Source organism: Afipia sp. GAS231 (genome assembly GCF_900103365.1).
In the GTDB taxonomy this organism is placed as follows: domain Bacteria; phylum Pseudomonadota; class Alphaproteobacteria; order Rhizobiales; family Xanthobacteraceae; genus Bradyrhizobium.
The window spans coordinates 1,251,970-1,265,476 of sequence record NZ_LT629703.1 but is presented as its reverse complement, the minus strand read 5'-3'; the positions used below and the strand labels follow the sequence as shown (position 1 = coordinate 1,265,476).

Sequence of the window (13,507 nt, the reverse complement as noted above, 5' to 3'; positions counted from 1 at the left end):
CCAAGCGGCCACGCGCCTCATGCTATGGCTTCCTTTTCGAGCAATTCGCGCTTGCGCTCGAGACCCCAGCGATAGCCGGCGAGTTCGCCGTCGGCGCGAATGACGCGATGACAGGGGATGACGAGCGCGAGCGGATTGGTCGCGCAGGCGTTCGCTACGATGCGGGCGGTGACTTGGGGATAGGCGGTGTTGATCAGGCGCGCCACCTGCATGTAGCTCTTGGTCTTGCCGGGCGGAATTGAACGAATCGCGTTCCAGACGCGGCGCTGGATCGGAGTGCCGCGCATATCGAGCGTGAGATCGAGCCCCTCGGAGGGCTTGTCGGCGTAGCGTGCCGTCTTCGCCAGGTCGTCGCGAACCATCGCCTCGTTCGGTACGAGCGTGGCGTGCGGGAAGCGTCTCGCCAGATCGTCTTCCAGTGCGCGAGCGTCATCACCGAGGAGGATGGCGCAAACCCCCTCCATGCTGCGGGCGATCAGAATCGTGCCGAACGCGCAATCGCCGGTCGCGTGGAAGAGAACGTTGGCGGAGGTGGTGGCTGGGTCTGCCGAGGGCTCGGCGTGTGTCACGAGATTCATGAATCGTCTCCTCATCTTTCCTCATGACCGAACGTACCCAGGAGCGCGCGACGCCAAACTCCGATGCTTGCTTTCAAATCGAGAAAGAGTTTCAGGCCGTTGACGGACAAAAATGCCGAAAGCACCGACCAAAGAGTGGCGTCTCACCGATCACGCAATGCGCGTGATCGTGGCCGGTCCAAGGAGGTACGTCTCGCCCGTCATCAGCCGCAGGCGGATGGTCCCGTCGTCCAGCGTTTGCCACTCGGCAAACCCGTCCGCGACGAGTTTGCGGATATGGCGCATCACTTTGACCTTGGCGGGATCGTGCTGCATCAGGGCAGCAATCGCATCGGACGTGGCGTCGACGCGCACAGGTTTATCGCGCTTGTTCGGTGCGGTGCGAGAGTCCATCGGCCGGATCTCAGAAGTTACGGGCGGGGATGTCGGTTTTCTGCGATGCCTCACGGTCGAGCAGGGCACGCTTTCGCTCGACGCCCCACGCATAACCTGAAACCGAACCATCCGTACGGATCACGCGGTGGCAGGGAATGGCGACAGCGAGCTTGTTTGCCGCGCAAGCGCTGGCGACCGCGCGCACGGACTTCGAAGCACCTATGCGCTGCGCGAGTTCGGCATAGGTGACAGTCGCGCCGACCGGAATTTCCTGGAGCGCCTGCCACACGCGCTGCTGGAAGGCGGTGCCTCGGACGTCGAGCGGCAGATCGAGGCCGAGTTCCGGAGCTTCCACGAAGCCGACAACGCGCGCGACCATCGCCTCGTATTCCTTGTCGGCGCCAATCAGGCAAGCCCTTGGGAAGCGGTCTTGCAGATTGCGGAGCAACGCCTGCGCATCATCGCCCAAAAGGATCGCGGCAACGCCCTTCGTGCTCGACGCGACAAGAATAGCGCCCAGGAAAGTCTGGCCCACCGCAAACCTGATCTCCTCATTGGCGCCACCGGCGCGGTATTGCGATGGCGTCATGCCGAGCATGCCGGTGGATTTTTCGTAGAAGCGGCCGCTTGAATTGAACCCGGCGTCGTAGATCGCCTCTGTGACGCTGTTTCCCGCGACGAGACTTTCGCGAACCTTGTTGGCGCGATAGCCCGTTGCATAGTCCTTGGGCGTCAGGCCGGTCGCTGCCTTGAACATGCGGTGGAAGTAGCTGGGGCTCAAGCTGACTGCGTCAGCCAACGCGTCGAGCGAGGGCTCTTCCTCGTTCCCTTCGATGAGACGGCATGCCTTGACGACAAGTGCGGCATTCTCAGCCTCGATCGATAGTCCGTCCGGATTGCAGCGTCGGCACGGCCGGAACCCGGTCGCCTTGGCGCTTTCCAGAGAGGCGTGCAACTGCACATTCTCGGGATTCGCGGCGCGTGACGGACATGAAGGCCGGCAGTAGACGCCGGTCGTTGCGACCGAATACCAGAAGTCGCCATCCGCTGTCCTGTCGCGAGCAAGAATCCGCGCCCATCGCGGATCGGCCGCGACGGAGAGCAGTGTCGTTTTGCCGGTCTTTTTGAGATTCACATCCATGATTGCATCGCGCCACAGGATCGCCAACGTTGCCACCCGATTTCCGAGGACGCACTCCGGTCCTTGCCTTCAAATCCGGACAGACCACGACGGGCCAAATCAGAGCCGGGGATCAATGCCCGGGCTGGTCCAGGCCGATCATACAAGCGAGGCCCGCACATCGGTGCGGGCCTCGCTGTGCGCTGGCAGTTCTCGCCGACTACGCAGCCTTCAGCAATTCGAGCTGTGTCAGCGCGGTGACGCCATCGTCGAGGCCGATTTCCTGGACGATCTTGCCGTTGATGACTTTCAGCACGGTGGTGCCGGTGAAGTGCATCTTGCGTCCGGTGGCGGCCGGCAGGCCGCCGATCAGGAAGTCCTTGAAAGCGGGCCCCGTGTGGGTGCCGCCGCCTTCCCACTGACCGACGACATAGTCGCCCTCGGCGATGAGATCGGTCGTCCCCCAGAAATTGAGGTCGGGAAATGCAGCCCGGAAATCGGTCATGAACGCCCGAATGTCGTCGCGTCCGCGGCGTGGCTCGTGCAGCGAATATTTCAACAGCATGTCGGGCGCGGCGATCTCGTCGATGACTCCGAGGTTGACGGTCTTGCCCCAGAATTCCGTGAACCAGCGGCCGACAACCGCCTTGTTATCTTCTTCCTTGCTCATTCGTATGGCTCCTTGATCAGACTCTTGGAAGGTCGCTGGCGTCGCCAGTGACCGAGGGAGCGTCTACGTCTGATCCTCGTCGGCCAAACTCCGCTTCTTGTCGTCGAATTCCAGGTCTGTTGCGGTCGCTGAAAGAGTGCCCCATGCCAGCTTTGAGTCATAAGCCGACATTCCCAGGCCGTCGCTGCGTGTCGACGCTCCTCGAAAGCGGGCAACCCGGTCTATAAGTCTCGGGCTCCGGGCCAGTGCCCCGGCTTCAAACCTTGCGCAGCGAGAAATGCGCGCCGCAGAACGCCATCACCGCGCCGAGGCACAGTGCCGCGAGGCCGGCGAGCACGCCGGATATGGTCGGGATCGGACTCGGCGCGGAAGCGGCCTGTCCGGCACCGGCCAGGATCAGCACGCCGACGGCGACCAGGAACTGCCGTATCCGCTGCGGAATTTGGCCGGATACCGCGCTGTCCATCAGGTTGGCGGTGAAATAGCCGCCGGAGAAACCGACGGTCGCGATCAGCCACCACGCGACGGCCGCGCCCGCGGGCATGAATTCGTGGGTGTCGGATCGCCACAGGCCGCCGAGGTCGAGGCCATAGCGCGCGCCCAGCATGTGTACGGCAAGCGCCAGCAACACGCCGGATATCATGGCGCCGGCCAGGATCAGGCGGCGCGGAAAATAGGTCGTCTCGGCCATGGCCCGCTTGTAAGGTAAAGCCGGCTCGCCGCGCAAGCGGGCCCGCGCGATCGCTACGGGGTTTTTATATTGCCAACCTCACTTCCGAACCGGACGGCAGCAGGCGAGGGCGCGCCCGAGACCCGCTATGCCTACAAGGCCTCGCTGATCGGATCGGCGCATGAATTCGAGCTGACCGATACCGGCCTGTCGTGGCGGGTCGGCGGCAGGTCCGGCGTCTGGCCCTATGGCGAAATCGCGTCGGTCCGTCTGTCGTTTCGGCCGGTGTCGATGCAGGCGCGCCGCTTCCGCGCCGATATCGAAAACGTCGGCGGCGGCAGGATCGCCATTCTCTCGACCACCTGGCAGACGGTCTCGCTGATGACGCCGCAGGACCACGGCTACCGCGCCTTCATCGTCGAATTGCACCGCCGCATGGACGATGCCGGCAGCAAGGCCAGGCTGATCGGCGGTATCGGGCCGAACACCTATGCCGTCGCGCTGGTGCTGCTGGCGTTGCTCGCGATCGCGATGATCGGACTCCTGGTCCGCGCGCTTGCGACCTTCGAATTCACCGGTGCGCTGTTTCTGGTCGGGTTCGCCGTGCTGTTCACCTGGCAGATCGGCGGCTTCGTCAGACGCAACCGGCCGCGCAGCTACTCGTTCGACGCGCTTCCCGACGCGCTGCTGCCGTAGCAAAGTGCGTGTCCGGGACAAGTGATATCAAGCGCAATGAAACGTGACTTCGCCGGCCGCGCGATGCGCGGCATCGTAGCCGCGCATTTTGCAGATACCAGACGAGCTGCCGTGGCCGACCGAAGCGGACGACTGCCGACCGACGACGAAATTGCCGCGATCAATGCGCGGCATCTAATCCACACCCCGTTGCAGCAGGCCGATCTGTTGTTCGTGTTCGGCACCCGCCTGGACGTCGACGAGCGCGTCGCGGAAGCCGCAAGACTCTGGCGCGGCGGTTATTTTCGCTGGGCCATCGTCAGCGGCGGGATTACGCCGGGGTCAAGACGTTCGGAATGCGAGATCATTACGGAAGCGATGATCGCGCGCGGCATTCCCGCCAACATCATTTTGCGAGAGGATTGCGCGATGAACACCGGCGAGAACGTCATCTTCTCGCTGCCGATCATCGATGCCGCGATCGGTTTGAAAAATATCCGCAATGTGATCTGTCTCGGCAATACCTGGACCGCGCGCCGTTATCCGATGACGCTGCATCGCCACTGGCCGGAGGTCGAGAAGATGCTTGTCATGGTCGACAGTTTTGCGACGCCGCGGTCGCTCTGGCACACCGATCCCGAATTCCGCCGCCGCATGCTCTCTGAGTGGGACAAGATCGAGCCTTACAAGGCCAGGGGTTTTATCGCGGAGTGGCCCCGGGGCCGATAAGCTTTAAGCGAGCGGATATCCCCTGTTCCGTCATTGCGAGCGAAGCGAAGCAATCCATCTTGCCGCGCAAAGAAAGAATGGATTGCTTCGTCGCTTCGCTCCTCGCAATGACGGGAGGCGCGCCGATGCTTCACTCAGTCGTGTCGAAATCTTCCTTCTCGGTCAGAAGTCCCCCCAGGGTGCGCAGCGCGCTATCGAGCTGTTCGCTAGAGGGGGCGCCGAGCGCCAGCCGAACGGCGTTCGGAGCATGCCCGGGCGCCACGGCGAAGGTGGTCGACGGCGTCAATGCGATGTCGCGGCGGGCGGCGGCCGCGACGAAGGTCTGCGAACGCCAGTGCGGCGGCAGGGTCAGCCACAGGTGATAGGACTGGATGTTGGCCTGGACTTCGAAACCGGCAAGATGCTTTGCCGCCATCTGCTGGCGTCGTGCCGCGTCGATCCGCTTCAGCCGGACCAGCTCGGAAACCGTGCCGTCGCCCATCATCCGTATTCCGGCCGTCAACGCAAAACCGGAAGCCGTCCATCCGCCTGACCGCACCGAGGCCATGATGCGTTCGCGCAACCGCGGCGGCGAAACGATGAAGCCGATCGCCAGTCCCGGCGCCACTTTCTTCGACAGGCTGTCGAGCACGATACAGCTATCGGGCGCCAGCGCGGCCAGCGGCGCATCGTCGCCGAGGAAGCTGTAGACGGTGTCCTCGATAACAGGCAGGCCGAGCTTCTCGACGACGCGCACCAGGTCGGCGCGACGGGCCGGCGGCATCGTCATGCCCAGCGGATTTTGTATCGTCGGCTGGATGTACAGCGCCGACAGATGCGCCTCGCGGTGGGCTTTCTGAATGGCGTCCGGTCGAACGCCTTCTTCATCCATCGCCAGCGGCACCAGCGTGACGCCGAGGCGGGCGGCAATGTCCTTGATGAAGGGATAGGTCAGCGCTTCGACGCCGCAGCGGCCGCCGCTCGGCACCACCGCCGCAAGGGCTGCGGCGATGCATTGCCGGCCGTTGGCGGTGAAGACGAACTGGTCGGCGCCCGGCGACCAGTCGCCGCGGGCGAGAAACTCGGCCGAAATGTTTCGCGCCGCCAGCGTGCCGGTAATGCTGGTCTGCCGGAGCGCGACATCGAGGGCTTCCGGCCGCTCCAGCCCTTCGAGCGATCGCGCGATCATCGCTGATTGCGTCGGCAGCAGCGGATAATTGACCTCGAGGTCGATGCGCTGGCCGCGCGGTTCGGTCAGCGAGGAGACGCCGCGGCGGGTTTCGCCGGACACGAAGGTGCCGCGCCCAACTTCGCCGACCACAAGCCCCCGGCGCAGCAGCTCGGTGTAGACCCGGCTCGCGGTCGAGACCGCGATCTTGCGCTGATAGGCGAAGCTGCGCTGCGGCGGCAGCCGGTCGCCGGGCTTGAGCGTGCCGGAGGCGATTTCGACGGCGACGGTATCGGCAAGCTTCAGATATTCGAACTTGGACATTATTGCACCGAGAGCAATGTTTTACTTGCACCGAGGAATGTATCGGATCATTTAAACACTATCAAGTCCATGATTGCACCGAGGGGGTGCGAACAATCGCACCGAGGGGGTGCGAGCAATCAGGCATCACAATAGGTGCAATCGCTGCTTGCAGCGGGGGCGCCGGCGGCAGCGCCTTGCCGCGCAGAAGCAACGGAGAAGACCCATGACCATGATTTCCTCAGCCGCAGGCCAACCTGCATCCCAGCGTTGGTCGGCCGGATTGGCCCGTCTGCTCGGAAGCTGGGCGAACGGCGTCGTGGTCTATTGGGCGCGTCGGGAAGCGGTCAAAACGCTGCGGCAAATGGACGACCGTGCGCTGCGCGATATCGGCATCGCGCGCAGCCAGATCGAGGCGGCCGTCCACGGCGTCGTCGATCCGACGTTCGGGTACAGCAGGTAGGCGAGGGCCAAAGATAGGCGAGGGCGCGGCGCGCTGCGCGTCGGCCCCGTCCGAATTCCCTTAAGTCCAAACCTGACTGGAAAATCACGTGACCATCACCGTCGACCATCGGTCATCAGGGACGCGTTGGCTGGCGCCGGGAAGTTTTGGACGGCTTCTCGGCATCGGCTACGGCGTCGTCGTCTATGCGATCTTTCTCGCCACGCTGCTTTATGCCGTCGGTTTCGTCAGCGGCGCCGTCGTTCCCAAGAATATCGACACCGGCACGGTGTGGCCGCCGTCGGTCGCGCTTTGCATCGACCTGCAATTGCTCGGCCTGTTCTTGGCGCAGCACAGCGGCATGGCGCGGCGCGGCTTAAAGCGCGTCCTGACGGGCCATGTGCCGCCGCTGGTCGAGCGGGCGACCTACGTGCTGTGCGCCAGCCTGGTTTTGATCCTGTTGTTTGCGGCGTGGCAGCCGTTGCCGGCATCGGTGTGGCAGGCGGCCGATCCGCGGGCGATCGCGGCGATCCGGTCGGTGTCGGCGCTCGGCTGGCTGATCGTGCTTGGCACCTTCCTGACCGGCCATTTCAAGCTGCTGGAGCGAAAGCAGAAGGTGCTGAACTTCGCCGGCCGCGTCACCTCAGTGGTCGCCTTCAAAACGCCCGGACTGTATCGCTTCGTCCGCCACCCGCTCTATCTCGGATTCATCCTCGCCTTCTGGGCGACACCTTCGATGACGGCGGGGCATCTGCTGTTCGCCGCCGTCATGACCTTCTATATCTGCGCCGGGATCTGGCTGGAGGAGCGCGATCTCCTGGCCTTCTTCGGCGATCGCTACCGGCAATACCGCGCGCGCGTCGCGATGTTTTTGCCGGGCCTGTTCTGAGTTCGGGCGGCTTACGCGGGCGCCAGCGCGCCCCACGCGATCGCACCGCCGTCGTTATCGGAGGCATCGGACAGCCGGCGCGGCTTCGAAGCTGCCGCGGTGCGCCGTTCGCGCAGTCTTGTGAAGGTCAGGGCCGGCAGGCGAACGGCGGCATTCAATGCGCGCAGCACCAGCCGGGCGAAGCGGGTCACCTGATTCAATATGGCCCTGACATGCATCACCCCGGCGGCAAGGCGGAGGGCGATCACGAATTCCAGATACGTCAGGATGTCGCCGGCAAACAGGATCGCCAGATCGAACGGCAGCGTCTGCGCGAACGCCATTACCAGTAGCGCGATGGCCACGAACTCGACGACCTTGCGGATGGTGAGGCGGTCGAGAAAGGCAGCGAACTGCACCACCAGCACTTCCCAAAGCGCATCGCCGATCGCGAGCGGGATCTCGTAACTCCACTTCTGCCACAACTTCTTCATCCACGATCTCCGCTACCAAAAGCGTCATCAGGCCAAGAGGATACCAGCTCCAACGAAGAAAGTGCATCGAACAGTTGAAGCTAATGCCGCACCACCAGCACCGAACACTTGGCGTAGCGCACCACATGGCCGGCATTGGAGCCGAGAAAATAGGTTCGCATCGCCGGCCGGTGCGACGTCATCACGATCAGGTCGGCCTTGACCGCCGCGGCTTCTTCGAGAATTTCGTGATAGATACCGCCCTGTCTTACGACATAGGAAATGCGCTGTGCCTCGATGCCGGATTCGCGGGCCACGATCGCGAGCGCATCTTCCGAGGTCAGGCGTTGCTGGGTTTCGAAATCGGCCGGCACGTATTCCGCCAGCATCACCGGCGTCATCTGCAGCACGTTCAATAGCCGCACCGCACCATTCCAGGTTTGCGACAATGTCGCGGCGGTCGCAATCGCGGGCTTGGCCAGATCGGTATCGGTCAGATCAATCGGCACCAGGATGGATTTGAACATCTGCGCCTCCTGCTGGAGGCAAGCCTAACACGGGTGTGGGAATATGTCCGCCGGCCTCACTCGTCCGACGCCTGTTTCAGCAATCTCGGACTGGTGAAGCGCACGAGTTTGCCGCCGCGAAACGCCACCTCGCTCCAGTCGTCGATCGCAAAGTCGAGGATCGCAAGACCCGCGGTCGGCAGGTTGTCCTGGAGCGCCTGCTTCGCCGCCGCATCGCCGCTGCCGGTCAGCATCAGCGCCAGCTCGTGCATACCGGGATTGTGGCCGACGACCAGCAAGTGGCGTGGATCGGTGACCTCGGTCATACGGACGATCTGTAACAACCGAGCCGGTTCGGCGCCGTAGATGTCGTCAAGGAATTCGACCTGCCATTTGGAAGCTGCCTGTTCCCGGTGCGCGTCCTTGATGGCTTGCCCGGCAATCTCCCAGGTCTGCCGCGCCCGCACCGCGGTCGAGACCAGAACCGCGCCGGGGAGGGGCGGATGCCGGCCGATCCAGGTGCCGATGGCGGCGGCGTCCAGCCGGCCGCGGTCGTCGAGTCGGCGGTCCTGGTCCTGGCCCGAGGGTGCGTCATGTTCGGTCTTGGCGTGACGCAACAGCATCAAACGGCGCATGGGCGCATTCTCGATTCGTTTTGGCCTGAATTAATCTACAAGCTCATGCTTAGGACAAGGTGACAAGCGCCGCAGCGGTCCTTAAGAAAACGCCATGGCTGAGACTTACACAAGTGCGACAGACGACCCCGACGACGACGCGCCCTTTCGCTCGCGCCTGACGTTCGACCTCGACGTCGATATCTGCATCGTCGGCGCCGGCCTTGCCGGCCTCACGGTAGCGCTGGAGGCGGCCCGCCTCGGCGCCAGCGTCGCCGTGCTCGAAGGCCGGTATATCGGCTGGAACGCGTCGGGCCATCAGCTTGGCACCGTGATGCCGGGCTATGGTCTGCCGATCGGCGAATTGATCGAGCGCGTCGGCCTCGAAGACGCCCGCGAGTTATGGGCGCTGTCGAAGGAGGGCGCCGACTATGTCCGCGCCGCCGCGACCGAAGAGGCGATGCCGGGTATCGCGCTCACCGAGGGCGCGCTGGAAGTTTCCAACGTCGATGCAGGCGACACGCTGATCAGCCGGCTGCAGGTGCTGAACGAGGATTTCGAGACCGAAGTCGAGGGCTGGCAGATCGATCGCGTTCGCGACCAGCTCGGCACCGGGCGCTATTTTCACGGCATCTACTATCCCAAGGCATTTCAGATCGACGGCCGCAAATACATCCAGGGCCTGGCCGGGCAGGCGAGGCGAGCAGGGGCGCGCATCTTCGAGGACACGCCGGTCGTCAGCATCGATCCATCAGGCATTCGCAAGCGCATCGTAACGCCGTCGGCGCGGCTGCGCGCCTCGCACATCGTGCTGGCCGGCAACATCCATCTCGGTGCGCCGCTGCGGCGACTGTCGGAGACGCTGCTGCCGGTCTGGCGTTATGGCGCGGTGACAGAGCCACTCGGCGCGCGCCTCGGCGAGGTCATCCAGTTCCGCGGCTCGGTCAGCGACAGCGACGGCGTTGATCATTTCCGGATCGTCGGCGGCGACCGGCTGATGTGGGCGAGCCCGGAAACCACCTGGGACGCGCGGCCGCGCCGTTTCGGTTCCGCGATTCAGCGCCGCATCGCCACGGTGTTTCCCAAGCTCGGCAAAGTTGCGATCTCGGACGTGTTCGGCGGCGCGGTCGGATTGACCGTGCATGGCATGCCGCAGATCGGGCAGTTGCGCAAAGGGCTGTGGGTGGCCTCGGGCTTCGGCCGTCAGGGGCTCAATACGTCGGCGATGGCGGGGCAACTGATCGCGCGCAGCATCCTGTGGGGCGACGAGCGCTGGCGGCTGTTTTCGCCGTTCGAACTGGTCTGGGCCGGTGGCGCGACGGGCCGGGTCGCCGGCCATCTGATCGGCATGTGGGGGCGAGGCAGTTCGGCGGCCGCCGGCGCCCTGGCACGTTATCGGGAAGGCGCGCGGGCGCGGGAACAGATCCGCGAGGCACGGCTGGCGCAAGCCAACCGGCAGGCCGGAACCCGGCCGCAGCAACCGCCGCGCCGCCGTCCGCCGCCCGGTGCGCCGCGGCCGGTGCGTCCGCAACCGCCGGCGCCGGTGGAAATGCAGGACGCGCCGCCGGTCGAGCTTGGCTCTCAGGAAAGTGAGAAGATTCGGGACGGATCGGTGTAACTTCGGCCCCAGCGGGCCGTATTTGATGGCGAACCACCTCATTCGGCTTCGCACGGAGACCCCCATGATCGACCGCCGTATCCTGCTCGCATCCGCAGCCGGCCTGTTTGGCCTTTTTGCGTTCCGCTGGCTGCGCGCCTCGCCGGCGCAAGCCGCCGAAAAATTCGAGATCGAAAAGACCGATGCCGAATGGCGTGCGCAACTGACGCCGCAGCAATATGAGATCCTGCGCAAGGAAGGCACCGAGCGGCCGGGCTCGAGTCCGCTGCTGAAAGAGCACCGCAAGGGCACCTTCGCCTGCGCCGGTTGCGACCTGCCGCTGTTCTCCTCGGAAACCAAGTTCGAGAGCGGCACCGGCTGGCCGAGTTTCTACCAGCCGCTGGAGAACGCCGTCGGCAAGACCGAGGACCGCACCTTCGGCATGCTGCGCACCGAAATTCACTGCCGCCGCTGCGGCGGCCATCTCGGCCACGTCTTCGACGACGGACCGAAGCCGACCGGTTTGCGCTACTGCATGGACGGTTTTGCGCTGGTGTTCCACCCGGCGACGCCGACGGCTTCCTAGCGCATGATCCGGAAAAGTGGTTCCGGTTTTCCGGCAAAGATCATGCGCAAAACATAACGATGGGCGGTGGGCCTGATTGAACCCCGTTCAAGCATGCCCGACGCTTTTCGCCCGGCAATTGTTGCCCCGCTCGGCAATTGTGCCCCGGTCCCTGGACCGGGGCTTTTTATTTAACCATCTGAAATGAAAGGACTTTCGGGTTTGGCATAGCCCTTGCGAATCTCTCCTGCGACTGCGGCCCCAGTTTTGCGGATCGGTTGGCCGCCCGGATCGAATTTGGAGACGATGTCATGGGTATTTTTGACGCACTGAACACTTCCGTCGGCGGTTTGCAGGCGCAATCCTTCGCGCTCCAGAACATCTCGGGCAACATCGCGAACGCCTCGACCACCGGCTACAAGGGCATCGGTACCAGCTTCGAGGATCTCATCCCGCAGTCGGCGACGCCGGACCGGCAGGTGGCCGGCGGCGTCACCGCCTTCGCGCAGGCGACCATCACGACGCAGGGCACGGTGACGTCGACGACGGTCGCGACCAACATGGCCATCAACGGCCAGGGCTTCTTCAACGTGCAAAAGCCGATCGGGATCACCGACAACTTGCCGGTGTTCGACGGCACCACCGACTACACGCGGCGCGGCGACTTCCAGCTCAATGCCAGCGGCAATCTCGTCAACGGCGCCGGCTACTACCTGATGGGCGTGACGGTCGACCCGAAGACCGGCAACCCGATCGGCAACGTACCGAAGGTGCTGCAATTCCAGAACAACTTCGTCCCGGCGCAGGCGACGACTGCCATTCAATATGCGGCCAACCTTCCGACCACGCCGTCGACCGCGGCCGCTTCCGGCGCCGCCGCCGGAACGCTGACGGCCGCGGGAGGCCTCAATCCGCTCGACTTCACTGTCAACCACAATCCGCTCGTGCTCGGCACGCCGCCGGCGCCATATTCCAATGCGACAATCACGGGAAGCCAGGTCAACAACAAGTTCGCTCCTCCCGGGCCCGTCAACGTCGCGACGCAACTCAATGGCGCCGCAAACACGACGGATTCGCTGTCAGCGAACTTCGTCGCGGGCGACACCATCGTCATCAACGGCAACACCATTGCTTTCAACAACAGCGGTACGGGCAACACCGGCTCGGCAACGCCCCCCAGCACCCTTTCTATCGACGTTACCAAAGCCACCAACACCGTCCAGACTCTTTTAACGGCGATCGACACTATCACCGGCACCAGCGTTCCCTCGACGGTTAGCTCGACCGGCGCCGTCACCCTGAGTACCGGCACGAGCTCGAACCTGAACATAGCAAGTAGCGCCGCGGGATGGGCTGCGCTCGGCTTCGGCGCCTCAGTGACGCAAAACAGGGCCGGCGGTGGAACGCCGGGTACCGGTATTGTCATCGGTAACGACATCTCGGTTTTCACGAAAGAATCCATCAGCGGCGGCGCGGTGACGGCCTACGATGCGACGGGAACGCCGGTGAACCTGCAGTTGCGATGGGCCAAGAGCGATAGCTCCGCGCTCGGCAGTCCGCACACCGATACCTGGAACCTGTTCTATCAGGCCAATCCGAATGCCACGGGAACCAATACCGCCTGGGTCAACGCCGGCACCAACTTCGTGTTCGGCGCGAACGGATCGCTGACCAGCCCGACGGGCTCGACCATCACCCTCAACAACGTGACGGTTGGCAACCAGTCGGTCGGAAATCTTTCCATGAATTTCGGCTCCGGTGGTCTCACGCAATATGCCTCGACCGGCGGCACCGCGACCATCAACCAGATCTCGCAAAACGGTTACGCGGCGGGGCAGTTGCAGTCGATCGCGGTCAACAACAACGGCCTCGTGGTCGGTACGTTCTCCAACGGCCAGAACCTCGATCTTGCGGCCGTCTCGGTGTCGCACTTCAACGGCACCAATTACCTGAAGGCACTGGATGGCGGCGCCTATGCCGTCACAAACCAGTCGGGCGTGGCGATCGCCGGTGCGACCGGAACCATCAGCGGCTCGTCGCTCGAAGGTTCGAACACCGACATCGCGGACGAGTTCACCAAGCTGATCGTGACCCAGCAGGCTTATTCCGCGAATACCAAGGTGATCACCACGGCCAACAGCATGGTTCAGGATCTCTTGAACGTTCTACGTTGAT

At 63.9% G+C, this 13,507-nt stretch carries 16 protein-coding genes; 7 read left to right on the top strand and 9 right to left on the bottom strand.

Features of this window, described 5'->3' with window-relative positions:
- Nucleotides 1-17: 17 nt before the first annotated feature.
- The 5 genes from BLS26_RS06155 to BLS26_RS06135 form a co-directional block, all read right to left on the bottom strand.
- Nucleotides 18-578, bottom strand: a complete 561-nt coding sequence (locus BLS26_RS06155; RefSeq protein ID WP_092509340.1) for a methylated-DNA--[protein]-cysteine S-methyltransferase — start codon at nt 576-578, stop codon at nt 18-20.
- Between the two features lie 150 nt (nt 579-728).
- Entirely contained in the window at nt 729-971 is a 243-nt protein-coding gene (locus BLS26_RS06150; RefSeq protein ID WP_092509338.1) for a hypothetical protein, read from the bottom strand.
- Nucleotides 972-981: 10 nt separating this feature from the next.
- On the bottom strand, nt 982-2,094 hold the full coding sequence (gene ada / locus BLS26_RS06145; RefSeq protein WP_092517695.1) for a bifunctional DNA-binding transcriptional regulator/O6-methylguanine-DNA methyltransferase Ada: 1,113 nt from the start codon (nt 2,092-2,094) through the stop codon (nt 982-984).
- 199 nt (nt 2,095-2,293) lie between these two features.
- A complete protein-coding gene (locus BLS26_RS06140) occupies nt 2,294-2,743 on the bottom strand; it encodes an ester cyclase (RefSeq protein ID WP_092509336.1) in 450 nt (149 codons plus the stop codon).
- Between the two features lie 256 nt (nt 2,744-2,999).
- Nucleotides 3,000-3,434, bottom strand: a complete 435-nt coding sequence (locus tag BLS26_RS06135; RefSeq protein ID WP_092509334.1) for a hypothetical protein — start codon at nt 3,432-3,434, stop codon at nt 3,000-3,002.
- Nucleotides 3,435-3,503: 69 nt separating this feature from the next.
- Here BLS26_RS06135 and BLS26_RS06130 point away from each other — a divergent pair, with 69 nt between their 5' ends.
- Complete coding sequence (locus tag BLS26_RS06130; protein WP_092509332.1) at nt 3,504-4,109, top strand: hypothetical protein; 606 nt, start codon at nt 3,504-3,506, stop codon at nt 4,107-4,109.
- Between the two features lie 111 nt (nt 4,110-4,220).
- Nucleotides 4,221-4,817, top strand: coding sequence for a YdcF family protein (locus BLS26_RS06125; protein WP_172804775.1), 597 nt, complete (start codon nt 4,221-4,223; stop codon nt 4,815-4,817).
- Nucleotides 4,818-4,947: 130 nt separating this feature from the next.
- Here the strand turns inward: BLS26_RS06125 and BLS26_RS06120 are convergent, their stop codons facing one another.
- Nucleotides 4,948-6,288 carry a PLP-dependent aminotransferase family protein gene (locus tag BLS26_RS06120; protein WP_092509330.1) on the bottom strand — a complete coding sequence of 447 codons (1,341 nt, stop codon included), beginning with the start codon at nt 6,286-6,288 and terminating at the stop codon, nt 4,948-4,950.
- A 205-nt stretch (nt 6,289-6,493) separates the two neighbouring features.
- Between BLS26_RS06120 and BLS26_RS06115 the strand changes: the two genes are divergently transcribed.
- Together BLS26_RS06115 and mddA are read left to right on the top strand one after the other, a co-directional pair.
- Nucleotides 6,494-6,730 (top strand): DUF1127 domain-containing protein, encoded by a 237-nt coding sequence (locus BLS26_RS06115; RefSeq protein ID WP_092509328.1) that lies wholly within the window; start codon nt 6,494-6,496, stop codon nt 6,728-6,730.
- A gap of 88 nt (nt 6,731-6,818) precedes the next feature.
- Complete coding sequence (mddA, locus tag BLS26_RS06110) at nt 6,819-7,598, top strand: methanethiol S-methyltransferase (protein ID WP_244541858.1); 780 nt, start codon at nt 6,819-6,821, stop codon at nt 7,596-7,598.
- A gap of 11 nt (nt 7,599-7,609) precedes the next feature.
- On the opposite strand, the gene BLS26_RS06105 is transcribed toward mddA, so the two are convergent.
- The 3 genes from BLS26_RS06105 to BLS26_RS06095 form a co-directional block, all read right to left on the bottom strand.
- The gene (locus tag BLS26_RS06105; protein WP_092509326.1) at nt 7,610-8,071 is read right to left on the bottom strand and encodes a hypothetical protein; all 462 of its coding nucleotides are present in this window, start codon (nt 8,069-8,071) and stop codon (nt 7,610-7,612) included.
- An 80-nt stretch (nt 8,072-8,151) separates the two neighbouring features.
- A complete protein-coding gene (locus BLS26_RS06100; RefSeq protein WP_092509324.1) occupies nt 8,152-8,577 on the bottom strand; it encodes a universal stress protein in 426 nt (141 codons plus the stop codon).
- A gap of 56 nt (nt 8,578-8,633) precedes the next feature.
- Nucleotides 8,634-9,191 (bottom strand): histidine phosphatase family protein, encoded by a 558-nt coding sequence (locus BLS26_RS06095; protein WP_092509322.1) that lies wholly within the window; start codon nt 9,189-9,191, stop codon nt 8,634-8,636.
- Between the two features lie 94 nt (nt 9,192-9,285).
- Between BLS26_RS06095 and BLS26_RS06090 the strand changes: the two genes are divergently transcribed.
- The 3 genes from BLS26_RS06090 (at nt 9,286) to BLS26_RS06080 (ending at nt 13,506) form a co-directional block, all read left to right on the top strand.
- Entirely contained in the window at nt 9,286-10,788 is a 1,503-nt protein-coding gene (locus tag BLS26_RS06090; protein ID WP_092509320.1) for an FAD-binding oxidoreductase, read from the top strand.
- A gap of 64 nt (nt 10,789-10,852) precedes the next feature.
- Nucleotides 10,853-11,353 (top strand): peptide-methionine (R)-S-oxide reductase MsrB, encoded by a 501-nt coding sequence (msrB, locus tag BLS26_RS06085; protein ID WP_172804553.1) that lies wholly within the window; start codon nt 10,853-10,855, stop codon nt 11,351-11,353.
- A 290-nt stretch (nt 11,354-11,643) separates the two neighbouring features.
- A complete protein-coding gene (locus tag BLS26_RS06080; RefSeq protein ID WP_092517687.1) occupies nt 11,644-13,506 on the top strand; it encodes a flagellar hook-basal body complex protein in 1,863 nt (620 codons plus the stop codon).
- The last annotated feature ends 1 nt before the right edge of the window (nt 13,507 follow it).

What these genes read in the sequence shown, in the direction of transcription:
- BLS26_RS06100 (WP_092509324.1), bottom strand. Translation starts at nt 8,577, where the DNA reads ATGTTCAAATCCATCCTGGTGCCGATTGATCTGACCGATACCGATCTG.
- BLS26_RS06105 (WP_092509326.1), bottom strand. Translation starts at nt 8,071, where the DNA reads ATGAAGAAGTTGTGGCAGAAGTGGAGTTACGAGATCCCGCTCGCGATC.
- BLS26_RS06090 (WP_092509320.1), top strand. Translation starts at nt 9,286, where the DNA reads ATGGCTGAGACTTACACAAGTGCGACAGACGACCCCGACGACGACGCG.
- BLS26_RS06120 (WP_092509330.1), bottom strand. Translation starts at nt 6,288, where the DNA reads ATGTCCAAGTTCGAATATCTGAAGCTTGCCGATACCGTCGCCGTCGAA.
- msrB (WP_172804553.1), top strand. Translation starts at nt 10,853, where the DNA reads ATGATCGACCGCCGTATCCTGCTCGCATCCGCAGCCGGCCTGTTTGGC.
- BLS26_RS06095 (WP_092509322.1), bottom strand. Translation starts at nt 9,191, where the DNA reads ATGCGCCGTTTGATGCTGTTGCGTCACGCCAAGACCGAACATGACGCA.
- BLS26_RS06150 (WP_092509338.1), bottom strand. Translation starts at nt 971, where the DNA reads ATGGACTCTCGCACCGCACCGAACAAGCGCGATAAACCTGTGCGCGTC.
- ada (WP_092517695.1), bottom strand. Translation starts at nt 2,094, where the DNA reads ATGGATGTGAATCTCAAAAAGACCGGCAAAACGACACTGCTCTCCGTC.
- BLS26_RS06140 (WP_092509336.1), bottom strand. Translation starts at nt 2,743, where the DNA reads ATGAGCAAGGAAGAAGATAACAAGGCGGTTGTCGGCCGCTGGTTCACG.
- BLS26_RS06135 (WP_092509334.1), bottom strand. Translation starts at nt 3,434, where the DNA reads ATGGCCGAGACGACCTATTTTCCGCGCCGCCTGATCCTGGCCGGCGCC.
- BLS26_RS06115 (WP_092509328.1), top strand. Translation starts at nt 6,494, where the DNA reads ATGACCATGATTTCCTCAGCCGCAGGCCAACCTGCATCCCAGCGTTGG.
- BLS26_RS06155 (WP_092509340.1), bottom strand. Translation starts at nt 578, where the DNA reads ATGAATCTCGTGACACACGCCGAGCCCTCGGCAGACCCAGCCACCACC.
- BLS26_RS06080 (WP_092517687.1), top strand. Translation starts at nt 11,644, where the DNA reads ATGGGTATTTTTGACGCACTGAACACTTCCGTCGGCGGTTTGCAGGCG.